The following is a 23036-nucleotide window of genomic DNA, read 5'->3' as shown; positions in this document are numbered from 1 at the left end:
GTGAAGTCCTTTTCGATGCACACTGTCGGCTTTCTGGCGGGCTGTGACATCGCCTGATGGGAGAGAACCATAATGAATAATGGCGACGTGAGCCAAGGTCGACGCCGGTTTCTTATCGGCGCTACGGCTGCGGTAGGTGGAGTCGGCGTCGTCGGTGCGGCAGTCCCTTTCGTGGCATCCTGGAATCCCAGTGCCAAAGCGGAAGCGGCTGGTGCGCCGGTAACCGTCAATATCAGTAAGATTGAACCAGGCCAGCAAATCACGGTCGAGTGGCGAGGTAAGCCCGTTTGGGTTATCCGCCGTACGCCGGAAATGCTGGATAACATTGAAAAGCTCAACGACAAAGTGAGGGATCCTCAGTCGGAGGAGCAGCAGCAACCGGAATATGCCAGTAATGAGTTCCGGTCCCTCAAGCCGGAGTTTATCGTGCTGGTTGGTATATGCACTCACTTGGGTTGCGTTCCAACATACCGTCCCGAGGTTGCCCCTGCAGACCTGGGCGACGAGTGGTTGGGCGGCCTGTTTTGTCCCTGTCACGGCTCCCGTTTTGACATGGCCGGCCGAGTATTCTTCGCGCAGCCAGCACCTCTGAACCTGGAAGTGCCGCCTTATCGCTACGACGACGATGCGACGCTAACGATTGGTCTTGATCCGGAGGTAGCGTAATGCAGAAGCTTCTTAATTGGGTAGACGAACGTCTGCCAGTTGTCGATGCCTGGAACAATCACCTGGCAAAGTATTACGCACCGAAGAACTTCAACTTCTGGTATTTTTTCGGTTCCTTGGCGATGCTTGTGCTGGTCAACCAGTTGGTGACCGGTATCTGGCTAACCATGAGCTATAACCCGACCGGCGAGGGTGCCTTCGCATCCGTTGAGTACATCATGCGTGATGTGCAGTGGGGTTGGTTGCTGCGCTACCTGCACTCAACGGGGGCTTCAGCCTTCTTCATTGTGGTTTATCTCCACATGTTCCGTGGTCTTATGTACGGTTCCTACCAGAAGCCGCGTGAGCTGATCTGGCTGTTCGGCATGCTGATTTATCTGGTCTTGATGGCAGAGGCCTTCATGGGCTATTTGCTTCCCTGGGGGCAGATGTCCTTCTGGGGTGCCCAGGTTATCGTAAACCTGTTTGGTGCCATACCTGTTATCGGTGAAGACCTGTCACTGTGGATTCGTGGTGATTACCTGATCTCCGGTATCACGCTGAACCGCTTCTTCGCCCTGCACGTAGTTGCGCTGCCAATTGTTCTGCTTGGCTTGGTTGTTCTCCACATTCTTGCGCTGCATGAAGTTGGGTCCAACAACCCGGATGGCATCGACATCAAGAAAAACAAGGACGAAAACGGTATTCCAAAAGATGGCATTCCGTTTCACCCGTACTACTCAGTGCATGATCTTGTGGGCGTGGCGGTGTTTTTCTTCATCTTCTTTATTGTGGTGTTCTTCTTCCCGGAGATGGGTGGCCTCTTTATTGAGAAGCCAAACTTTGAACCAGCAAACGCGCTGAAAACACCGGCACACATCGCGCCCGTATGGTACTTCACTCCTTTCTACGCCATGTTGCGTGCGGTTACGGTTGATCTGTTCGGCCTGTCTGCGAAGTTCTGGGGTGTGGTTGTAATGGGTGGTGCTATAGCCATCTTGTTTGTTTTGCCTTGGCTCGATAGAAGCCCTGTGCGCTCTATCCGCTACAAGGGGTGGCTGAGCAAAATTGCACTGACGCTGTTTGCAGTAAGCTTTGTGATTCTCGGTTACCTGGGGCTTGTGCCGGCTACCGAAGGTCGTACTACTGTGGCGCAAATATTGACCGTAGTGTATTTCCTCTACTTCATTCTGATGCCGTTTTATACGCGCATGGAAAAAACCAAGCCAGTACCAGAGAGGGTGACAGGATAATGAGAAAGCTGATATTTGGTCTTTTCATCGCATTCCTTCCGGTTCTTGGGCTGGCAGCCGGTGCGGGTATTCCGCTTGATCCAATCAAAACGGATCACACGGACAAGGTGTCGCTACAGCGTGGCGCAGCATTGTTTACGAATTACTGCATGGGATGTCATTCCATGGAGTATGCCCGGTACAAGCGGGTAGCTGAGGATCTTGAGATTCCGACGGCGCTCTTCGAAGAGAATCTGATCTTCACGGGAGCCCAGATTGGCGAGCTCATGAAAAACTCCATGGATAAGGATATGGCCGCTGACTGGTTCGGTGCGCCACCGCCCGATCTTACTTTGGAGAGCCGTCTTCGTGGCGAGTCCTGGGTATACTCATACCTGCGTGGCTTCTACAAAGATGATTCGCGCCCGTTGGGTGTGAACAATGTGGTGTTCGATAAGGTGGGGATGCCCCACGTTATGGTCGATCTTCAGGGTTTGTGTGCAGTTGAGCCTAATATTGGAAAAAAGGCCAGTGTTGAGCCGCTGAGTGGCAATATCAGAAATGCAGGCGCCTGCCCGGAATATGCAACCGAAGGAAGCATGACCAGCGCTGAATTTGATCGTGCAATGTATGACCTGACCAACTTCATGTCTTACATGGCTGATCCGATCAAAGTAGAGCGTGAGCGCCTCGGGATTTTCGTATTGATCTTTGTAGCTATCTTCTTTGTATTCGCCTACCTGCTCAATCGTGAGTACTGGAAGGACGTACACTGATTATTAGGGTATAATCCCGTTCCCTGAGTTCCAGCGGGCGTTAACCGGCCCGCTGGAATTTTTGCGTTTTTCAGGGCCAATTCGGTTAGTTTACTCGTGAGGTAATTCTATGGGCGTTGTGACCAAGCGATCATCGATGACGTTTTTCTCAGACCCGGCCAGCCACTACAGTCACAGGGTTCGTATTGTGTTGGCAGAGAAGGGTGTTACCGTTGATATCGTTGATGTTGACCCGGACAATCCGCCAGCCGAAGTGGCTGATATGAATCCGTATAACGCCCTGCCAACTCTGGTAGATCGTGATCTGGTTCTGTATGAGCCTAACATCATGATGGAATATCTTGATGAGCGTTTTCCGCATCCTCCGCTGCTTCCTGTTTATCCGGTAGCACGCGCTAACAGTCGCTTGATGATCCACCGGATCCAGAGAGACTGGTGTGGGCTGGTCGATCAGATTCTGCTCCAGCCAAATGCCAAGGCTTCTGAGGTGGCTCGCAAGGAGTTGCGCGAAGGCCTGCTCGCAGCTGGTCCGCTGTTTGCCGAAATGCCGTTTTTTCTCTCTGAGGAGTTCACCATAGTAGACTGCTGCATTGCGCCCATTCTTTGGCGTTTGCCGTCGCTTGGCATCGAGCTTAACGACAAGCAGGCAAAACCTCTGCAGAAGTACATGGATAGCATCTTCGAGCGAGAGGGGTTCAAGGCGAGTCTTTCTGATTTGGAAGAAGACATTCGTAGCTGATTTCGCAGTATCCCACCTTGGGGGAACAGGAGGCATGCAGTGGCTGATAACAAAATCACCATGACATCCAGTCGTCCGTATCTGGTACGAGCGTTCAATGAGTGGATATTGGATAACGACTGTACGCCATACCTCGTTGTGGATGCAGGCGTTCAGGGTGTTCAGGTACCGACAGCGCATGTGGCGAATGGGCAAATTGTGTTGAATATCAGCCCTGGAGCTGTGCGTGGTTTGGTTGTTGGTAACAGCGCACTGGAATTTAGTGCCCGCTTCGGGGGGGTGCCTATGCAGGTATTTATCCCTCTCCAGGCTGTGATGGCCATTTACGCCAAGGAGAATGGAGAGGGCATGGTGTTCGGCAGTGAGCCGGGCTCTCCTGATCCTGATGGTACCAATGACCGTGATGGTTCCGATCCCGGTGGCCAGGAAGAGCGGCCTTCTGGCCGGCCTACTTTGAAGGTCGTGAAGTAGGGGTTATCTGGATTTTCAGTTCTGACAAAAAAGCCGGCGTATGCCGGCTTTTTTGTCAGCCACCGAAAAGCTTGCCGTCCACCAGTGAGCACAAAGCATTAACCATAAGAATCAGTAGAGGGGTGGCCTCTGTGGGTGACAGGTCATTCAGGGCAATTTCGTGATCTTCCGAATGCATGAGCGAGGAGATGTCAGATTTCTCCCTTGCGCTCAGCACAACTACATTCATTTCCCTGTCGTGGGCTGCCTGAATGGCTTGGATCAGGTTGGCCTTGTGGCCATCATCAACAATTACAAGCAGCAGGTCACCGGGCTTCCCTATAGCTTTAACCTGGCGCGAGAAGGTGTCGTTAAAGCGGTTGTCACGGCAAATGGCTGAGTAGGTGGTTGCGTCTGCGCCAAGATTAATGGCGGGTAGGGCTGGCCGGTCTTGCTCGTAGCGGTTGAGAAGAGCGGTGCAGAAATACTGGGCGATCACGTTGGCATTGCCGTTGGCGCAGACTACAATTTTCCCGTCGTTGAGGAGGGCGCTTACCAAGGCGTCTGCTGCCTGTTCGATAGCGGGGCCCACTGTGCTGGCCGCCTGAGCAGTATGCTCCATGTGGCTCGCAAATAACTGGTTGATCAGATTGCCCATGTCGTTCATCAGAGTCTATACGTCCGCTTGAATTGCATTTTTAATCCATTGTACCCGGTATTTTTTAACGGTTCCCGGGCTGATTGCAACTACGTCTATTCGGCTGATGGCGTCCCAAAGTCGGTGGCGGTGCAGATAAAATGCAGCTGCTTTTAGAACCCGTTGTCGTTTTGGGTAGGAGATAGAACTGGCCGGATCAACGAGGCTGCCACTACCCCGATAGCGTACTTCAAAGAAAACGAGGGTGTTTTGATCCTTACCTATCAGATCAATTTCACCCCCACGGCTGTAGACGTTCCGTTCAAGGATGTGGACGCCCTGCGCCTCAAGATATCGCGCGGCGACACCTTCAAAGTGTGTTCCTAGGGCTTTTCGGCCTTCCATGGCTTTTGCCGTCCTTGTCTGAGTGGGTGTCAGTTGGCCAGTACCTGCGAGTCTGTATTGCTCACCTCGCTTTCGGGGGGCATCACGGGGAGCAGCTCAGGTGTTCCCTTGCGGAACTGGGCCCAGAGCTGATGGCGATGGATGCTGCCTTCGCGGGTCATGGTTAGTTGCCCGGTGTGGCCATCAATCGAGGCGCTTTGCACCTGACGAAGCAGGGGCAGGCGCTTGCTCAACTGCCAGGCATCTGCTCCCATGGCAAACAGTCGACCGAGTTGGCCGCGTGTGCCAGGCAATACAGCGCTGGCTTCTTCGCGCAGCGGGTTTTCGTTGTCAAGTACCCAGGGTATGTCGGTGAACATTACCTGGTTCAAGTCGCGATCCCGTCCTGCGTCCGGTGTGCCTTCGTAGATGATCGAGGGTGAGTACACGGGCAGATCGCCTCCAAAATAATAGGCAAACAGGGGCTTGAACTGCCGGGCGGTGGCCGGCTCAGCCACCATGATAATGGCCTCGGCGTCCTGGCGGCGACGTGGTTCAAACTCTACGTTCAGGCCAATGGTCCGTTCCACCTGAATGGCTCGATCCCGGGATACGGTAATGCCCAGCAGGTCGGCAGTGACGGCCCGCAGATTGTCCTCGCGGAAGAAGCGCTCTATGTCCAAAGCCACTCCGCCGGTCCGCTGCAGGCGTTTACGTAGTGCGGCTTCAACACGGTCGCCCCATTCGCCATGTGGAATCAGTACCAGCACCTGATTGATGTTCTGCTCAGAAATCCGATCTGCAATTTGTCGCGCTTCGTCTTCTGCCGAAAGGCCAAACTGGTACAGGCCGTCGGGTGTTGGTGTTTCAGCAGGCAGGTAGTTAAGGCCCAGCGCGGGAACCGGAAGTGTTTTCATGCTTGTGAGGCTGGCTAAAGCCTCCTTCTCAAGGGGGCCTATGATCAGGTCAACATCTCCAGCAGCGAGTTCTTTGTAGAGTTTGTCAAACGCTTGACCGGATGTATCAATCACGCGGATGTCAGTTTTATTGCGGTCTGCAGATTTATCATGATAGTAGGCAGCCAGAAACCCATCCCGAATGGCCTTGCCAGCACTGGTAAGAGGGCCTTGAAGTGGGAGGGCAAGGGCGATTTTTTCAGGCCGGCTCTCCGCCAGGGTGGCAATGAGCTGAAGTTCCGAGGGTAAGATCTGTGCGGCCGGGTGTCCCGGCCAGTTATTCTGCCATCGCCGAACAATGCGGCCCTGTTCGTCTATGTTGAGCCCGGGTGCCCGGATACTGGCGGTGAGTTCAAGCCATCCCTCGGTTTCATAGCCGATGCTTTTTTCGCTCGCTGTTGCGAGTTTTTGATCCGGAACCGCCTTCAGGAATGTCCAGATCTGGTCGTGAATGCGTTGCGGGTTTACCTTGCCATCGGTTTGGGAGAGTAGCATCAGGGTCATCGCTGCTGAAAGCCGGTCGCCTACAAGGGCATAAGTTTCAGCTTGAAGGTTGGCGGCCCGGTTAACGAGTTCCGAGTTGTAACCTTTGAAATTGTCTGGTGAGAGTTCCGTGGCAAGGCTATTAGCCCACTCCCGGTCTTCGAGAGCCACAGCGCTGGCCATGGAGAGTAGCTGCTTTTGTGCCAGCATAGAGGGTTCAGGTTGCGCCAACTGGGCGCTCTGCAGTAATGTGCGAGCGGCGCGGTGGTCGCCTTGATCCTGAAAACGTCCAGCTACTTTTAGCAAGTATCTCTGTGCGGTTTCAGCGTTGCGCTCCTTTGCAGCAAGCTCAAGGGCCTGAGATGGCGATTGGGCAATGTGCGAATCCAGGTCGACACTGGCGCAGCCTGCAAACAGCAGGGTCAGTATGAATATACTGGCCAGGGCACGATTATTAGCAGGGTTCTTTGTCATGGCAAGCTCTGTAGATTCCGGGGTTTTGGGCTTGTGGCGCCGATCTGATGGTGGCAAGTTTAACAGCTCCCGGGGCAATTCACATGACGCGGGTGTCATGGTGGCGCCGTCTTCTCCACTCGAGGCACATATTTTGAAATCTGAAACGGGCCAGTCTGCAGTGCAGGTAGTCAAGCCAGGTGAAAGCCGCGGCGTGCTATATATTGTTGCGACTCCAATAGGGAATCTGGATGATCTTTCGCCGCGGGCAGTAAAGGTGCTCTCAGACGTAGCGGTGATTGCGGCAGAGGACACCCGCCATAGTGGGCGCCTACTGCAGCATCTTGGTATCAGCAAGCCCTTGATTGCGTTACACGATCATAATGAGCGCGGCAGAGTACAAAATATATTGGAGCAGTTGCGAGCAGGCGCAGACGTGGCTTTGATTTCAGATGCTGGCACGCCGCTAATTTCTGATCCTGGCTATGTGCTGGTTCGAGAGGTCAGGGCGGCAGGAATGCGGGTAAGCCCGATACCGGGCCCGTGCGCTCTGGTTGCCGCACTGAGTGCTGCGGGGTTGCCCACTGATCGGTTTTTGTTTGTTGGGTTTCTGCCCGCGAAGCCCGCTGGGCGGCGGGCTGCTTTGGCTGAGCTTCGCAAGGAGGCAGCGACCCTCGTGTTTTATGAGTCGCCCCACAGGATTTTGGGGGCAGTGACAGATATAGCGGATGTGCTGGGTGCGCAGCGTGAGATTGTACTGGGGCGTGAGATTACCAAAACGTTCGAGACATTTTATTCTGGTGGGGCGGCAGACGTGCTCGCTACCTTGGCGGCTGACCCCCATGGTAGCCGCGGCGAGTTTGTTGTCATGGTGCGGGGTGCGGATAAAACTGAAGCTGGCATGATGGCTGGTGCGCTCGATGTGGATCACTTGCTGGGGCTTCTGATGGCAGAGCTGCCTCTGAAGAAGGTTGCAAAGCTGGCCTCCGGTTTGACTGGACTAAGCAAGAATGAACTATACCAGCGAGCGTTAGAGCTCAAGGAGGGTTGAGCTTTTGTTCTGCGCTTTTCCTTGCATGGTGAGCGGTGCAGGAGTATGGTCTCGATCGAGCTCGCCAGACAGCCGCCGCCGGTATACCGGGGGAGGAAAGTCCGGGCTCCGCAGGGCAAGGTGCCAGGTAACGCCTGGGCGGCGTGAGCCGACGGAAAGTGCAGCAGAGAGTAGACCGCCTAAGCGATCGGGATTCGTCACGATTGCCGGTAAGGGTGAAAGGGTGCGGTAAGAGCGCACCGCGTGACTGGCAACAGCTCACGGCAAGGTAAACCCCACCTGGAGCAAGACCAAATAGGAGTCCGTTGGCGTGGCCCGCGCTGGACTCGGGTAGGTTGCTTGAGATCTGTGGTGACGCAGGTCCTAGATGAATGGCTGTCCACGACAGAACCCGGCTTATCGGCGAGCTCGTTTTTTCCTCTCTTTATGAAGTGTATTTTATTCTCACGTTTTATTATCACCCCGTGGTTCTTATAGCCAAAAAATCTTAAACCTCACTTGTCTTCTTCAGACATTTTTGCAGGTGTTTGATTTTCCTTCTTTTCTTTTCCGTAATGTCACCTCCGACTCACATTAATCGCTGTAACTTGTTGTCATAAAAGGAACTTTTCCATGAGGGTCGCCGTTCACGGCGCTTGCATTGTGAATTGTGTGTTTCTATAGTGTGCACAAGTGGGAAAAAGTGGTTTCTAGTGGTTATTTGTGGTTTTCGGGTCCCCAGAGACGTACTAAATGAGCAATTTTCTTGGCAGTCATGCCATCAATATGGATGCAAAGGGTCGCTTGGCGATCCCCGCCAAGGTGCGCGAGACCCTCGCGCAAGCCTGTGGTGGCCGTATCGTATTGACTGCGAATGCTGATGAAGAGCGCTGTGTGCTGGTTTACCCCGAACCCGAGTGGGAGATCCTGCGGTTGAAGATCGAGGAGCTTCCCAATATGAAAAAGCCCGTCCGGCGCCTGCAGCGCTTGGTACTGGGTAATGCGGCACCCATGGAAATGGACTCTGCAGGTCGCATTCTTGTGCCACCGACCTTGCGTAGGCACGCCAACCTGGAAAAAAAGCTGATGCTCGTAGGGCAGGGGAAGAAGTTGGAGTTGTGGAGTGAAGAGCGTTGGTTCGAATGGCTTGACGAGAGCTCATGCGATGAAGACATACCGCCCGAGATGGAAGCGCTTTCTTTATGACCTCTGATCGCAGGCCGGAGACTGAAGCGGAATTTTCCCATCGCTCGGTGCTCCTGGATTCGGCGGTCGACTATATGGTCAGTGATCCCGCCGGCAAATATGTAGACGCAACCTTCGGCCGTGGTGGGCATAGTCAGCTCATTTTAGGACGTTTGGATGTTTCTGGTCAGTTGTTGGGGATTGATAAGGATCCGGAGGCGATCCGTGTGGCCGAGGAATTTGCGATAGCCGACTCCCGCTTCGATTATTTTCATGGCTCTTTTGCTGAGCTCAGCCACGCGGTTTCGCAGGCAGGCTGGGAGCAGGTTAATGGCGTACTGATGGATCTTGGTGTGTCTTCACCGCAGTTGGACGATGCGACCAGAGGGTTCAGCTTTATGCGTGATGGCCCCCTTGATATGCGTATGAATCCATTGCAGTCGCCAAGTGCTGCTGAGTGGCTGTCGTACGCGGAAGAGCAGGAAATTGCGAATGTGATCTTTCGTTATGGCGAGGAGAAGTTTTCCCGTCGCATTGCGCGTCTGATTGTTGAGCGCCGCCAGGAAGCGCCGATCGAAACCACTCTCCAGCTTGCCCATTTGGTGAGTGAGGCGATACCGAAAAAAGAGAAACACAAACATCCGGCAACCCGAACGTTTCAGGCCATTCGCATTTTTATTAACCGCGAGCTGGAAGATCTGGAAACCGGGTTGCAGGCAGCAGTCGACAGGCTTGCTCCCGGCGGCAGGCTTGTGGTTATCAGTTTTCACTCGTTGGAAGACCGCTTGGTGAAGCGTTTTATGCGAGATCTCGCTCGTGGTCCGCGTCTGCCTAAAGGCATTCCGGTGACGGCCGCGCAGGAGGCACCGGATTTTCGCTTGATCGGCAAAGCCAACAAGGCGGGTGCCGGTGAGATCAGTGAGAATGTTCGGGCCCGCAGCGCAGTTATGCGGGTTCTGGAGCGTAACGACAATACACAGACAGCTCAGGGGAGCGCGTAGTTATGGGCGCTGTAGCCATAGAGCCGGCAGTAAAGCCGGCAAAGCTGAATAAAGAAAAAGTTCGAGTGGGCGTTGTTGCGGCTGTACGGATATCGCGGCGAGTTTTCGATGCCACTCGGCAAAAAAAGGTTCTGGTATCTCTGGCTTTGGCTGTACTGCTTGTGGGTTCATCCATAGGCGTTGTGGTTAGTGCCCACGAGAATCGTGCGCTGTTCAATACCCTGTCTCAACTGCAGGCCGAGCGTGACAGTTTTCAGGCTGAGTGGAGCCAGCTGCTTCTGGAACAAAGTTCGATGGGCGGCCATGGTCGCGTAGAGCGGCTTGCGGCAGAGCGTTTCAATATGGTGGTTCCCGGGCGGCAGGACATTGTTCTGGTGCCATTGATGGCACCGCCGGCATCCCGATAATTCACGATAATAACAGTCTCAGGGTGGTCTGATTGTCCAGTCAGGAATCAGCAAGAACATTGAGCCAGAAGGTGGCAGCAGGCTTGAAAGCCTGGCGCTTCGGCTCTGTGCTGGGTGTATTCCTGGTTGTTGTGGCGGCGCTAGGCTGGCGTTTGGTTGATTTGCATGTTGTGGATAATGATTTTCTGCGTAAGCAGGGCGATGTTCGCACAATCCGCGTAGAAACTATTGATGCCCATCGTGGCGTAGTTAGTGATCGCTATGGCGAGCCGCTGGCGGTTAGTACACCGGTCCAGACGCTTTGGGCTAACCCGTCCGAAACCGATCCTTCGGAACCACGCCTTGCCAACCTGGCAAGGGTGTTGGGTGTCAGCGAAGTAAGGCTGCGGGAGCGCCTTGCAACCTACGCTGGTCGAGAATTCATCTATCTGCGCCGAAAGGTGCAGCCAGGGTTGGCGGCGAAGGCCATGGAACTGGATATTCCCGGTATTTATACGCGCCAGGAATACCGCCGTTATTACCCGGCCGGTGAAGTAACGGCGCATGTCGTTGGATTTACCAATATTGACGAGCGGGGCCAGGAAGGCATGGAGCTCGCTTATAACGAGTGGCTTTCCGGAGAGCCTGGCCGCAAGCGTGTCCTGAAGGATAACCGCGGCCGGATCATAAAGGACCTGACGCTGATCCGGGACGCAGCTCCCGGCCACAGCCTTGAGCTGAGTATAGATCTGCGACTGCAGTACCTGGCGTACCGCGAGCTGAAAGCAGTGGTCAGTGCCCATGATGCCCGTGGCGGAACCCTCGTTATGCTGGATGTCGGGACCGGCGAGGTGTTGGCTATGGTCAATCAGGGCTCATACAACCCTAACGATCGCAGCCAGTTAGCGCCGGAAAACCTTCGCAATAAGGCAATTACAGATCTGTTTGAGCCCGGTTCAGCCATGAAGCCTATCACCATAGCGGCTGCGCTTGAGACTGGGGAATACTCAGCCAATGCAACCATCGACACTTCGCCCGGCTACCGGCGTTTTGGTCGGTTCACCATTCGTGACCACCGGAATTACGGGGTCATGAGCCTCTCCGACATTATCGTCAAGTCCAGTAACGTTGGTATTAGCAAGATTGCCACTGATCTTGGCGGCGACACGATTCGCAACCTTTATGCGCGCTTGGGCCTTGGGCAGCCCACTGGCATAGGCTTTCCGGGCGAAGCTGTTGGTGTGCTGCCCGCCCCCCCGAAGTGGCGCCCGGTAGAAGTGGCAACTTTGTCCTACGGCTATGGAATGAGCGTTAACGCGCTTCAGCTGGCTCAGGCCTACATGGTGATAGCCAACGGTGGTGTGCGCTATCCCCTCAGTTTGATGAAGCTGGATGCCAAACCGGTTGGCGAGAGGGTGCTCTCCGAGCAGGTGACTGCTGAGGTGCGGGCCATGCTCGGTGATGCAGTTTCCAAAGGGACCGGTAAGCGAGCACAGCCAGGTTTTTACAGCGCTGGCGGGAAAACAGGAACCGTTCACCTGGTAGGCGCTCAAGGCTATGAGGACAATCAGTACAAGGCAATTTTTGCAGGAATGGCGCCGATTGATAACCCGAGGATTGTTACGGTTGTAGCGGTAGATGCGCCCCAATCGGGTGAGTACTACGGTGGCGAGGTGGCTGCACCTGTGTTCTCCCGGGTGATGAGCGATGCACTGCGGCTGCTGAATGTGAAGCCCGAGCTGGATGTCAGTGCGACCATGGGTCTGCAGAGCAGTGGCTCAGGGAAGAGGGGGTGAAGCCATGAGTATGACATCCCTGAGTACCTTGTTGCAGGGCATAGTGCCAGTGCCTTCTGTCTTTGATGTGACTATCCATGACTTGCGGGCCGATAGCCGCGCCGTCCGTTCCGGTGATGCATTTGTTGCGTTGTCCGGTGCAGATACACCGGCCGATCAATATGTGGATAAGGCCGTAGATGCGGGTGCTACTGTTGTGTTGCTGGAGTCGGAAGAAGCGGGCGAATGTCGGGAGCATCGCGGCGCGCTGATCGTTCCGGTTGTGCAGCTGCGACAGCTGCTGGGGAAAATTGCGGCCCGTTTTTATGAGCACCCTTCTCGCAGACTTCGGCTGATAGGTGTTACCGGCACTAACGGTAAAACATCTGTAAGTCATTATATTGCGCAACTGCTAGGTCAGGCGGGCACGCCTTGTGGCATTCTTGGAACCTTGGGCTACGGTATGCCCGGTGCCCTGCAGGAGGCTAGCCACACCACTCCTGATGCCGTTCAAATCAACCGCGCACTGTCGGACATACTCTCAATGGGAGGCCGTGCGGCAGCGATGGAAGTATCCTCCCACGGCCTGGATCAAGGTCGGGTAGATGGTCTTGCAATTACCGGAGCCGTATTTACCAACCTGACGCGGGACCACCTGGATTATCACGGCTCGATGGAAGCTTATGGGGCAACCAAGGCACGCCTGTTCGAGCGCGAGGATGTGCACTTTTCAGTAATTAATTTTGATGATCCTTTCGGCCGTCAACTATATGAAATGATTGAAGGCAAATGTGATCGCATTCGTTATAGCTTGCACGAATCCGAGTTGGAGCTGTGGTTGAAAGAATTTCACCCTACGGATGATGGCTTTGATGCTGTAGTTGATGGTGAGTGGGGTCTTTTTGGCCTGTCCGTGCCACTTATGGGCAGCTTTAATGCTAGCAATGTGCTTGCGGCAGTTGCAGCCGCTATGACCGTAGGTGCGACCGTCGAGCAGGTGCAAGAGGCTGTCAGGAAGCTGGCGCCTCCCCCGGGGCGGCTTGAGCAATTTCGTGGTGTGGAAGGCGTTCGCGCGGTGGTGGATTATGCCCACACTCCAGATGCCCTTTCGAATGCACTGGCTGCGCTTAGACCACATGTAACCGGCAAGCTGATATGCGTGTTTGGTTGCGGGGGAGACCGGGACAGCGGAAAACGCCCGGAAATGGCGAGGGAAGCAGAAAACTGCGCCGATTTCGTCATCGTTACGGACGATAACCCAAGGACAGAAAACCCGGTGAAAATTGTGCAAGACATTCTGGCGGGGTTCTCCCGCCCGAATGCCGCGACCGTGATTCACGACCGGGCTGAGGCTATCCGCTTTGCCATTGATATGGCAGGGCCAAACGATCTTGTTCTTGTGGCCGGGAAGGGTCATGAAGCCTGGCAGGAGATAGCGGGGCAGAAATTTCCATTCAGTGATGCAGCCCACGTATGCCAAGGGTTGAAGATTGAAGGGGGTGCCTTATGATGCGCACCTTCTCACTGGCTGAGGCCGCTGGTTTTACCGGCGGCAAATGTGCGTCTCAGGGGCTGGAAACTGTCGAGTATTCTGGCGTCTCCACAGATACCCGGGCTTTAAAAAAGGGCGATTTGTTTGTAGCTCTTAGTGGCGAGAACTTTGATGGCCATAAATTTGTCCAGGCAGCGCAGAAGCTTGGCGCCAGTGCGGCCGTGGTTAATGCACCGGTTGCGTCTGTTGATAACACCTCCAGCCTACCTCAGTTGGTTGTGGCTGACACGGTTCAGGCGCTGGCAGGGCTGGCGGCGGGTAACCGCAATGAAAGCTTGGCAAAACTGATTGCGATTACCGGCAGCAGTGGAAAAACCACGGTAAAAGAGTTGGCTGCTGCCATTTTGGCGCGCATGGGAGATACCCTCGCGACCCGTGGCAACCTCAATAACCACATTGGTGTGCCTTTGACCCTGTTCGAGCTGGAGCCAAAGCACATTTACGGAGTTATCGAGCTGGGGGCCAGCGGGCCAGGCGAAATTGCCCATACGGTGGCAATCACCAAACCTCAGGTCGCGATTCTGACGAATGCGGGACAGGCGCACCTTGAAGGTTTTGGCAGTTACGAAAATATCGTGCAGGCCAAGGGTGAAATTATTGAAGGCGTATCCGATGGTGGTCTCGTGGTTCTCAATCGGGATGACCCAGCCTTTGATCAGTGGCTTGCCCGGGCAGGTAACCGGCGGGTTGTGAGTGTTAGTCGTTGTGGCCACCCGGGCGCGGACTACAACGCCGTTATAAAGCAACCGCAAGGCTCCAGGCCTGAAGTTTCAATTACCGGGCCTGGCGGCTGGTCGTGCACCCTTATCCAGCCACTGGAAGGTGACCACAATGTGACCAATACCCTGCTCGCTGTTGCAGCAGCTCGTGACTTGGGCGCAACAGATGCAGCCATCCTTGAAGGGCTGGCAGAAATGCAGCCGGTTCGTGGTCGTTTGCAGGTCATCGACTTGTCGGAGGGCTTGACGGTTATTGATGACAGTTACAACGCCAATCCTGCCTCTATGAAAGCCGCGCTCAGCGTGCTTGCAAAGCGTAAAGGAAAGCGTGTTGCGGTTTTTGGTGCCATGGGAGAGTTAGGGCCAACCGCTCATGAACTGCACCGGGAAGTTGGGGCTTTCGCCTCAGAGCTCGGGGTTGACCGCCTTTTGACGGTAGGTGCTGGCTGCGACGGTTATGCAGAGGGCTTTGGTGAAGCAGCAGAGATGTATCGAACACACGGCGAGGCTGTGCAAGCCCTCGTCAGCGTTAAAGAAATGCCAATGATTGTGTTGGTTAAAGGGTCCAGAAGTTCCGCCATGGATCTCGTGGTGGAGGGAATCAAAAATAAGGTGAATAACGCATGCTGCTCTGGCTGACAGAGGTTCTATCACAATATTTTTCGGCGCTGACGGTGTTTCAGTACCTGACTGTGCGCGGTATTTTGGGCACATTGACCGCGCTGCTGATCTCGCTGGTGATCGGGCCGCTGATGATCCGAAAACTGAGCCAGTACCAGATTGGCCAGGCGATTCGTGATGATGGCCCTCAGACCCACCTCAGCAAAGCCGGCACCCCTACGATGGGTGGCGCGTTGATTCTGGTGTCTATCGCAATCACCACGTTGCTGTGGGCAGACCTGTCCAACCGCTACGTGTGGGTAACCTTGTTGGTGACAATGCTGTTTGGTGCAGTTGGCTGGGTTGATGATTACCGGAAAGTAGTTGAGCGCAACCCGCGCGGCCTGCCTGCACGCTGGAAGTACTTTTGGCAGTCGCTGATCGGGGCCGGTGCCGCCATAGTTCTGTACTTCAGCTCCATATTGCCGCAGGAAACATCGCTGTATCTGCCCTTCCTGAAAAATGTATCTCTCACTCTGGGGCCGGTGCTGTTTATTCTGTTGACCTACTTTGTGATCGTTGGCAGCAGCAACGCAGTAAATCTGACGGATGGCCTCGATGGCCTGGCCATCATGCCTACCGTTATGGTTGCCGGGGCGCTTGGTATTTTTGCTTACGTATCCGGCAACGTTCAGTTCGCAAATTACCTGCTGATTCCCCACTTGCCGGGCACCGGCGAGCTGATTGTCTTCTGCGGGGCCCTTGTGGGCGCCGGTCTTGGCTTTCTGTGGTTTAACACCTACCCCGCCCAGGTGTTCATGGGTGACGTGGGTGCCCTGGCCCTTGGCGCGGCATTGGGTGTGGTTGCAGTGATCGTGCGCCAGGAAATCATTCTTTTCATCATGGGCGGCGTGTTCGTGATGGAGACCGTTTCAGTGATCTTGCAGGTGGCTTCCTTCCGGTTGACCGGCCGCCGGATTTTCCGGATGGCGCCACTGCACCACCATTTTGAACTTAAAGGATGGCCAGAGCCGCGTGTGATTGTGCGCTTCTGGGTCATAACCGTCATTCTTGTTCTGATTGGCTTGTCCAGTCTGAAATTGCGATAGGAAGCCGGACTGATTATGAGTGTCATCACGTCAGATCGTCGCACACTGGTAGTAGGGCTCGGTAAAACCGGGCTCTCCTGCGTGCGCTACCTGACAGCTCAGGGGCGGGACGTTGCCGTGGCTGACAGCCGCGAAGCGCCGCCGTGCCTGGATGACCTTCGAGCCGGATGGCCAGATGTTCCTGTGTACCTGGGGCTTTTCAATCAAGAACTCTTTGCCGGTTTCAACGAGTTGATCGTAAGCCCGGGAATCAGCATCGCCGACCCGGCCATTGCCTATGCTGCAGAGCAGGGTGCCCGCATACGGGGCGACATTGATCTGTTTGCTGAAGCCGCCGGCGCGCCCGTTGTGGCCATAACAGGCTCCAACGGTAAAACCACGGTAACCACCTTATTGGGTGAGATGGCGCGTTCAGCGGGTCGCAAGGTTCAGGTTGGTGGCAATATCGGCACGCCTGCGCTGGATTTGCTGGGGCATGATGCCGACTTGTACGTGCTGGAGCTCTCCAGCTTTCAGCTGGAAACCACAACAGGGCTGAATGCGCTGGCGGCTGCCGTGCTGAATGTGAGTGACGATCATCTGGATCGCTACCCGGACAAGATGGCTTATTTTCAGGCCAAGCAACGAATCTTCCAGGGGTGCAAGAACGCGATCGTAAATCTTGATGATGCTCTGAGCACTCCCATGGCGCGGGATAACCTGCGGTTTGTATGTTTCGGCTTCAATCGTGTTAACCCGCAGACCTTCAGCACCCGGGAAGACGATCAGGGCCTGTGGCTGACCTTTGGTTTCGACAACTTGCTGAATGCCCGCGAGTTGAGCCTTATGGGGTGGCACAACATCAGCAACGTGATGGCTGCGCTGGCACTGGGCCAGGCCGCAGGGTTGCCCATGGATACCATGCTGGATAGCGCGCGGAAGTTTAGCGGTTTGCCGCATCGGTGCGAGCTTGTGCGCAGGCTTGCAGGCGTGGATTACATCAATGACTCCAAGGGCACGAATGTTGGAGCCACCGTCGCCGCGATAAACAGCCTGGTGCCGGAAGGTGACGGGAAAGTTGTGCTGATCGCCGGCGGAGAAGGCAAGGGGGCCGAGTTTACTGAATTGGCGGCGCCAGTCAGTGACAGTTGCAGGGCTGTGGTGCTCATTGGCCGGGATGCAGATCGTATCGCTGGTGCGCTGGCCTCCGGGACGTCCGTTTACCGGGCTGAAACCCTGAAAGCAGCGGTGGAAAAATCGGCGGAGCTTGCACAGGAAGGCGACCGGGTTCTGTTTTCCCCCGCCTGTGCCAGCTTCGATATGTTCGCAGACTATATGGATCGTGGTGAGCAGTTTCGCACCCAGGTCCAGGCACTGCGGGAGGTGAACTGATGCAGTCAGGGTTATCAGCCGCACCCGCACGAACTGAATGGTTGGGCGAAATTCAGCCCCTGCCGGTTCTGGTTATCAGCTCGGTTGCCTTGCTGATGATCGGGGTTGTGATGATTTCCTCCGCTTCCATGGACTTGGCGGTAGAGACCATGGGCAATGGTTATCACTATGTGATTCGCCAGCTTATGTTTGCGGTGATGGGATGCATGCTCGCGCTGGTATCGGTAAACGTGCCAGTGGCCTGGTGGGAGCGCAGCGGCTGGTTGCTGCTCGGAATCGGTATGCTTGTGCTGGTGTTGGTTCTTACGCCACTGGGCCGCACAGTGAACGGGTCTACTCGCTGGATCCCGTTCGGCTTGTTCAACGTGCAGGTGTCGGAAGTGGCGAAGCTATGCCTGATCGCCTACCTGGCCGGATACGTTGTGCGGCGCCGTGATGAGTTGTTGAACACTTGGCCGGGGTTTCTGAAGCCACTTGTGGTTCTTGGTGTGGCATCCGCCTTGTTGGTTATACAGCCTGATTTCGGGGCAACCGTGGTTCTGGTGACTGCCGCTGCGGGCATGATTTTCCTCAGTGGCGTGCGGCTTAGCCGGTTCGTACCGCTGATCGCCATTCTGGTGGTGCTCGGGGTCATTCTGGTGCTGACTCAGCCCTATCGGCTGAAACGGGTCGTGAGCTACCTCGACCCCTGGAAAGATCAGTTCGATAGTGGCTATCAGTTAACGCAGTCGTTGATTGCCTTTGGTCGCGGTGACTGGGGTGGTGTTGGCCTGGGGAACTCCATACAAAAGCTGTTCTTCCTGCCGGAAGCCCACACCGACTTTATCTTCTCCATTATTGCAGAAGAGTTCGGGCTGCTGGGTTCGCTGGTTGTGCTGGGGCTGTTTACCGTGCTGGTTGTAACAGGCTTTGTGATTGCCCGGCGGGCAGAAAAGGCAGAGATGCCATTTGGTGCCTGTTTCGCCTACGGCATCACGCTGCTGATCGGTTTGCAAGCCGGAATCAATATGGCCGTCAGCACCGGGTTGCTGCCCACCAAAGGGCTGACCTTGCCATTGGTGAGCTACGGCGGCTCCAGCCTGATGATCAGCTGTGTGTGTATTGGCATTCTCGCCAGGGTTGAGATGGAACGGCTGGATAAAGAAAAACAGGCTGCGGAAAAACCCGGCCGCCGCAAACGGGGAGGGGCACGTTATGAATGAATCTCGCCGTTTCCTGATGATGGCTGGCGGCACCGGAGGGCACGTGTTCCCGGCTCTGGCCACTGCCCGTGCACTTGAAGCCAAAGGGCATGAGGTGCACTGGCTGGGCGCTGTTGGAGGCATGGAAGAGCGGTTGATTGCCGATACGGGCATTCCGTTGTCGCTGATCCACATCTCCGGGCTCCGGGGCAAAGGCAAGCTGGCTTTAGTGGCGGCTCCGTTCCGCCTGATGCGTGCCCTGGGTGAAGCTTTTACCGTTATGCGCCGTATTCGCCCGGACTGCGTGGTTGGTATGGGCGGGTTTGTGACAGGCCCTGGTGGCTTGGCCGCCTGGCTTACGAAAACGCCGCTGGTGATTCATGAGCAGAATGCCATCGCAGGAATGACTAACCGGATTCTGGTGCGGTTTTCGAAAACGGTTCTGGAGGCTTTCCCTGGCAGCTTTGGTGCGGAAGTGATTACCCGGTGCACTGGTAACCCGGTGCGGGAAGATCTGGCCGCCTTGCCAGCCCCGGAACAAAGAATGGCAGGGCGCTCGAGCGAATCCCCAGAGCAAAGCAAGCCACTGCGAATTCTGGTGGTCGGTGGCAGTCTGGGAGCCCAGGTGTTCAACCAGCAGTTGCCAGAGGCCCTGGCAATGCTGCCAGAACAGGAAAGGCCGCAGGTTCGGCACCAGTGTGGGGAGCGTCATCTTGAAGATGCCCGCGGCTCTTATGAGCAGCACGGAGTGAATGCCGACGTTGAACCGTTTATCAAAGACATGGCAGAAGCTTATAGCTGGGCCGACATAGTGTTGTGCCGCGCAGGCGCCCTGACGGTTTCCGAGCTGTGTGCGGCCGGTATCGGTGCCGTGTTGGTGCCATTCCCCCACGCGGTGGATGATCACCAAACGAAAAATGGCCAGCAGCTGGTGAATGCCAAAGCAGCCATTTTGATACCACAGTCACGCTTGACGCCGGCAGTGCTGGCAGAAACCCTCGGCGACCTTGCCAGGGACCGCGCCCGGGTCATGGATATGGCCAAGGCTGCACGTACTTTGGCTCGCCCCGATGCAACGGAGCGGGTCGTAAATTATTGTCTGGAGGCCGCTAATGGCTGATACAAACAATCCGCCGCTTGCTTTTCAAGTACCGGAAATGCGCCGGATTCGCCACATTCACTTTGTGGGTATCGGTGGTGCTGGAATGAGCGGTATTGCAGAAGTGCTTAAAAACCAGGGCTACGACGTGTCTGGTTCAGACATCAGGCAGGGCCTGGTCACCGATCGTCTCAAGGCCATGGGTATTGAGATTCAGATTGGTCACCGCGAGGAGAACAGCGCTAAGGCCGACGTGGTAGTGGTGTCTTCTGCTGTGGCGTCGGACAACCCTGAAATGGTGTCGGCTCGCAACCGGCGGGTGCCTATCGTGCCCCGGGCTGAAATGCTGGCGGAGATTATGCGCTACCGCCACGGCATAGCCGTAGCCGGAACCCATGGCAAGACCACGACCACCAGCCTGATTGCTTCGGTACTGGGTGAAGCCGGGCTGGATCCGACGTTCGTTATCGGCGGCAAGCTCAACAGTGCAGGCACCAATGCCAAGCTGGGTGGCTCCCGCTATCTGGTGGCCGAGGCGGATGAAAGTGATGCCTCATTCCTGCACCTGACGCCGACGGTCTCGGTAGTCACCAACATTGAAGCCGATCATATGGACACCTATGACGGCGACGTGGAAAAGCTCAAGCAAACCTTTGTGGACTTTCTCCACAACCTGCCGTTTTACGGCCTGGCCGTGATGTGTGTGGATGACGAGTACGTGAATGAAATAATCCCCCGCATTTCCCGCGCGATCATCACCTATGGCATCAGCAATCCGGATGCCGATTATCGGGCCGAAAACATAGTCACTGACGGGCTGAAAACACACTTTGTCGTGAAACGGCCGGGCGGCCGCAGCGACCTTGAAGTCGAGCTCAAAATGCCCGGGCGTCACAACGTTCTGAATGCGCTTGCGGTTATTGCCGTAGCGACCGATGACGGTGTTGCCGATGAAGCCATTTGCCGCGGGCTGGCAGCGTTTGCGGGTGTGGGTCGCCGTTTCCAGGTTTACGGAGATTACGACATACCCGGTGGCAGCGTCACGTTGGTAGATGACTATGGTCACCACCCCACGGAAGTGGAGGCTGTAATTCGGGCGGCTCAGGATGCCTGGCCCGAGCGCCGGATAGTGATGCTGTACCAGCCCCACAGATTTAGCCGGACCCGTGACCTGTATGAAGATTTTGTGCGGGTGTTGTCGGAAGTCGATGGCCTCTTGTTGATGGACGTTTACTCCGCTGGCGAGACCGCCATTCCCGGTGCGGATAGCAGGGCTATGTGCCGCAGCATAAGGCAGCGGGGCAAGGTAGAACCGCTATTCGTGGAAGATAATCGTGAGATTGAGAATCTGCTGGCCAGTGTGTTACAGGACGGCGATCTTTTGATTACCCAAGGTGCTGGCGACATCGGGGGCATAGCCACCCGGTTGGCGACGCAAGGAGTGGTTTCAGGTGAGTGATATTCAGCATCCCGGCTTACCTGCGTATCAGGCTGAGCCAGAGGTGGTTAAGGCGCTGGGGCGCGTGGCGGTATTTATGGGTGGCGACTCGGCTGAGCGCGATGTCTCCCTCAAAAGCGGTAACGCGGTGCTTGCGGCTCTGGTTTCTGCGGGGGTGGATGCCTTCGCAATGGATGTTCAGGGCTGCCTGTTGAAGACCGTCGAAAACCCGGACTTTGACCGGGTCTTTATCGCCCTGCATGGCCGTGGCGGAGAAGACGGAACCCTGCAGGCAATTTTGTCCCAGGCGGGTATTCCGTATACCGGAAGTGAAGTAATGGCCTCCGCCCTGGCGATGGACAAATTGCGCACCAAATACGTGTTCGCCGGCTGCGGCCTGCCAACACCGAAGTTTCGAACCATGACCGCGGCCAGCGACGCCGAACAGATTGTTCAGGCATTGCGTGCGCCTTTAAGTGTTAAGCCGTCGCGGGAAGGGTCCAGCATTGGCATCCGCAAGGTGAATACTGCGGCCGAGCTGGCGGAAGCTTACGAGGCTGCGGCAGCACTGGATACCCAGGTTTTGATAGAGGAGTGGGTTGAGGGGCCGGAGTTTACGGTCAGCCTGCTGCAGGACCAGGCACTGCCGGCCATAGGTTTGAGCACAGATCATGTGTTCTATGACTACGACGCGAAGTACCTGGCAGATGATACCCGCTACAGAATTCCCTGTGGCCTTGCTCCTCACGATGAAGCGAGGTTACAGCATCTGGCGCTCGAAGCCTTCCGGGTTGTGGGCTGCCGCACCTGGGGTCGGGTAGACATCATGCAGGATGTCGATGGCGAATTCTGGCTGCTGGAAGTGAACACGGTGCCGGGCATGACAGACCACAGCCTGGTACCCATGTCCGCAAAAGCTGCGGGCATCAGCTTTGAAGAGCTGGTTGTGCGAATTCTCCTGGACACACTGGAGGAAGCCAATGCTTGAAACACTGCTGATCCGGAGCCGGGCGATTCCGGCTGAACCTCCTGGGCGCCGGGGAGCAACGACTCTCGGGCCGGAGAAGGACCGGTTTGGTGTGTTAAAGGCCGTTTTGGCTGCGGTGCCCTGGCTGCAGGCCGGTATGGGTATCGCGATTCTGTTGCTTGCTGGGTTGGTGCCCTGGGCAACAGGAAAGGTTTTGGGCGCTATGGACCAGCAAATATTGGCCATTGATGTGAATGGAGAATTTGTTGGGGATAGCCGGGTTGCCATTGAACGGCAAGCCGGGAACTGGATTGGCAAGAGTTATTTTTCCACGGATCTGTCGGACATCAAGTCGGATCTTGAAAGGCGCCCTTGGGTCGAAACAGTGGCAGTGCGTCGTGTTTGGCCAGACCGTCTGGTTATTAATATCCGGGAGAAGAAGCCCCTGGCTTACTGGACTGACGGTCGGCTGGTCAGTCGGACAGGTGAGCTCTTCATGCCGCCCAATCCGGAAATTGCAGGGCGGTTGCCTCAGCTTGCCGGGCCAGATGAGCGGGTGCGTGACGTGATCAGCATGGCGCGTACCATGAGCGACAAACTGGTTGGGCATAACCTGGGGTTTGCAGGTCTTTCCCTGGAGCGGCGAGGTGCCTGGACGCTCAGCCTCTCAAACGGAATTGAAGTGGTACTCGGCCGGGACCAGGTCGCGAAGCGATTCGAACGCTTTATCACAGTGTATGAAAACCGGCTGATATCTCGGTCGGACGAAGTTAGCCGGGTAGATGCCCGCTACACCAACGGTGTGGCGGTTCAATGGAAGCAGGCTCAGGCCGCTTCCAGCCCGAAAACATAGAAACAGTAAATTCAG

22 protein-coding genes and 1 other RNA gene are annotated in these 23036 nt (G+C 55.7%); 20 read left to right on the top strand and 3 right to left on the bottom strand.

The genetic code is table 11. From position 1 onward, the window contains the following. Positions 1–72 precede the first annotated feature (72 nt). The 5 genes from petA (at position 73) to CDH47_RS12220 (ending at position 3863) form a co-directional block, all read left to right on the top strand. Complete coding sequence (gene petA / locus CDH47_RS12240) at positions 73–666, top strand: ubiquinol-cytochrome c reductase iron-sulfur subunit (RefSeq protein WP_100640168.1); 594 nt, start codon at positions 73–75, stop codon at positions 664–666. Next, positions 666–1898 (top strand): cytochrome b, encoded by a 1233-nt coding sequence (locus tag CDH47_RS12235; protein ID WP_100640167.1) that lies wholly within the window; start codon positions 666–668, stop codon positions 1896–1898. Before petA ends, CDH47_RS12235 begins: the two co-directional genes overlap by 1 nt. After that, positions 1898–2653, top strand: a complete 756-nt coding sequence (locus tag CDH47_RS12230) for a cytochrome c1 (RefSeq protein ID WP_100640166.1) — start codon at positions 1898–1900, stop codon at positions 2651–2653. Before CDH47_RS12235 ends, CDH47_RS12230 begins: the two co-directional genes overlap by 1 nt. Before the next feature lie 109 nt (positions 2654–2762). Next, positions 2763–3392 carry a glutathione S-transferase N-terminal domain-containing protein gene (locus CDH47_RS12225; RefSeq protein ID WP_100640165.1) on the top strand — a complete coding sequence of 210 codons (630 nt, stop codon included), beginning with the start codon at positions 2763–2765 and terminating at the stop codon, positions 3390–3392. A 60-nt stretch (positions 3393–3452) separates the two neighbouring features. Next, positions 3453–3863: a ClpXP protease specificity-enhancing factor gene (locus CDH47_RS12220; RefSeq protein WP_239985754.1), complete on the top strand. Its 411-nt coding sequence runs from the start codon at positions 3453–3455 to the stop codon at positions 3861–3863. Positions 3864–3918: 55 nt separating this feature from the next. Here the strand turns inward: CDH47_RS12220 and CDH47_RS12215 are convergent, their stop codons facing one another. The 3 genes from CDH47_RS12215 to CDH47_RS12205 are packed head-to-tail and all read right to left on the bottom strand — an operon-like array spanning position 3919 to position 6776. Continuing rightward, the gene (locus CDH47_RS12215; protein ID WP_100640163.1) at positions 3919–4509 is read right to left on the bottom strand and encodes a D-sedoheptulose-7-phosphate isomerase; all 591 of its coding nucleotides are present in this window, start codon (positions 4507–4509) and stop codon (positions 3919–3921) included. Between the two features lie 6 nt (positions 4510–4515). Then, complete coding sequence (locus tag CDH47_RS12210) at positions 4516–4884, bottom strand: YraN family protein (protein WP_100640162.1); 369 nt, start codon at positions 4882–4884, stop codon at positions 4516–4518. 29 nt (positions 4885–4913) lie between these two features. Continuing rightward, positions 4914–6776, bottom strand: a complete 1863-nt coding sequence (locus tag CDH47_RS12205) for a penicillin-binding protein activator (RefSeq protein WP_100640161.1) — start codon at positions 6774–6776, stop codon at positions 4914–4916. A 133-nt stretch (positions 6777–6909) separates the two neighbouring features. Here CDH47_RS12205 and rsmI point away from each other — a divergent pair, with 133 nt between their 5' ends. The 15 genes from rsmI to CDH47_RS12130 all read left to right on the top strand — a co-directional run bounded on the left by rsmI (position 6910) and on the right by CDH47_RS12130 (position 23021). Beyond that, on the top strand, positions 6910–7806 hold the full coding sequence (gene rsmI / locus CDH47_RS12200; RefSeq protein WP_420843681.1) for a 16S rRNA (cytidine(1402)-2'-O)-methyltransferase: 897 nt from the start codon (positions 6910–6912) through the stop codon (positions 7804–7806). A 56-nt stretch (positions 7807–7862) separates the two neighbouring features. Then, positions 7863–8221, top strand: an RNA gene (gene rnpB / locus CDH47_RS12195) — RNase P RNA component class A. Positions 8222–8538: 317 nt separating this feature from the next. Next, positions 8539–8991: a division/cell wall cluster transcriptional repressor MraZ gene (mraZ, locus tag CDH47_RS12190; RefSeq protein ID WP_100640160.1), complete on the top strand. Its 453-nt coding sequence runs from the start codon at positions 8539–8541 to the stop codon at positions 8989–8991. Then, positions 8988–9971, top strand: coding sequence for a 16S rRNA (cytosine(1402)-N(4))-methyltransferase RsmH (gene rsmH / locus CDH47_RS12185; protein ID WP_100640159.1), 984 nt, complete (start codon positions 8988–8990; stop codon positions 9969–9971). The genes mraZ and rsmH overlap by 4 nt, the downstream gene beginning before the upstream one ends. A gap of 2 nt (positions 9972–9973) precedes the next feature. Beyond that, the gene (gene ftsL, locus CDH47_RS12180) at positions 9974–10378 is read left to right on the top strand and encodes a cell division protein FtsL (RefSeq protein WP_100640158.1); all 405 of its coding nucleotides are present in this window, start codon (positions 9974–9976) and stop codon (positions 10376–10378) included. 32 nt (positions 10379–10410) lie between these two features. Then, positions 10411–12153 carry a peptidoglycan D,D-transpeptidase FtsI family protein gene (locus tag CDH47_RS12175; RefSeq protein ID WP_100640157.1) on the top strand — a complete coding sequence of 581 codons (1743 nt, stop codon included), beginning with the start codon at positions 10411–10413 and terminating at the stop codon, positions 12151–12153. Positions 12154–12157: 4 nt separating this feature from the next. Further along, on the top strand, positions 12158–13642 hold the full coding sequence (locus CDH47_RS12170) for a UDP-N-acetylmuramoyl-L-alanyl-D-glutamate--2,6-diaminopimelate ligase (protein WP_100640156.1): 1485 nt from the start codon (positions 12158–12160) through the stop codon (positions 13640–13642). Then, complete coding sequence (locus CDH47_RS12165) at positions 13639–15042, top strand: UDP-N-acetylmuramoyl-tripeptide--D-alanyl-D-alanine ligase (protein WP_100640155.1); 1404 nt, start codon at positions 13639–13641, stop codon at positions 15040–15042. The genes CDH47_RS12170 and CDH47_RS12165 overlap by 4 nt, the downstream gene beginning before the upstream one ends. Beyond that, on the top strand, positions 15027–16112 hold the full coding sequence (gene mraY, locus CDH47_RS12160; protein WP_100640154.1) for a phospho-N-acetylmuramoyl-pentapeptide-transferase: 1086 nt from the start codon (positions 15027–15029) through the stop codon (positions 16110–16112). The genes CDH47_RS12165 and mraY overlap by 16 nt, the downstream gene beginning before the upstream one ends. Before the next feature lie 15 nt (positions 16113–16127). Then, entirely contained in the window at positions 16128–17483 is a 1356-nt protein-coding gene (gene murD / locus CDH47_RS12155; protein ID WP_100640153.1) for a UDP-N-acetylmuramoyl-L-alanine--D-glutamate ligase, read from the top strand. Continuing rightward, positions 17483–18685, top strand: a complete 1203-nt coding sequence (gene ftsW / locus CDH47_RS12150; RefSeq protein ID WP_100640152.1) for a putative lipid II flippase FtsW — start codon at positions 17483–17485, stop codon at positions 18683–18685. The genes murD and ftsW overlap by 1 nt, the downstream gene beginning before the upstream one ends. Next, positions 18678–19784, top strand: coding sequence for an undecaprenyldiphospho-muramoylpentapeptide beta-N-acetylglucosaminyltransferase (murG, locus tag CDH47_RS12145; protein ID WP_100640151.1), 1107 nt, complete (start codon positions 18678–18680; stop codon positions 19782–19784). The genes ftsW and murG overlap by 8 nt, the downstream gene beginning before the upstream one ends. Next, positions 19777–21222, top strand: coding sequence for a UDP-N-acetylmuramate--L-alanine ligase (gene murC, locus CDH47_RS12140; protein ID WP_100640150.1), 1446 nt, complete (start codon positions 19777–19779; stop codon positions 21220–21222). Before murG ends, murC begins: the two co-directional genes overlap by 8 nt. After that, positions 21215–22189 (top strand): D-alanine--D-alanine ligase, encoded by a 975-nt coding sequence (locus CDH47_RS12135; RefSeq protein ID WP_100640149.1) that lies wholly within the window; start codon positions 21215–21217, stop codon positions 22187–22189. The genes murC and CDH47_RS12135 overlap by 8 nt, the downstream gene beginning before the upstream one ends. Next, entirely contained in the window at positions 22182–23021 is an 840-nt protein-coding gene (locus CDH47_RS12130; protein WP_100640148.1) for a cell division protein FtsQ/DivIB, read from the top strand. Before CDH47_RS12135 ends, CDH47_RS12130 begins: the two co-directional genes overlap by 8 nt. Positions 23022–23036 lie beyond the last annotated feature (15 nt).

This window comes from Marinobacter salexigens (assembly GCF_002806945.1).
GTDB lineage: Bacteria > Pseudomonadota > Gammaproteobacteria > Pseudomonadales > Oleiphilaceae > Marinobacter > Marinobacter salexigens.
Note: the sequence above shows the minus strand (reverse complement) of the source record. Positions and strands in the feature narration are given on the sequence as shown.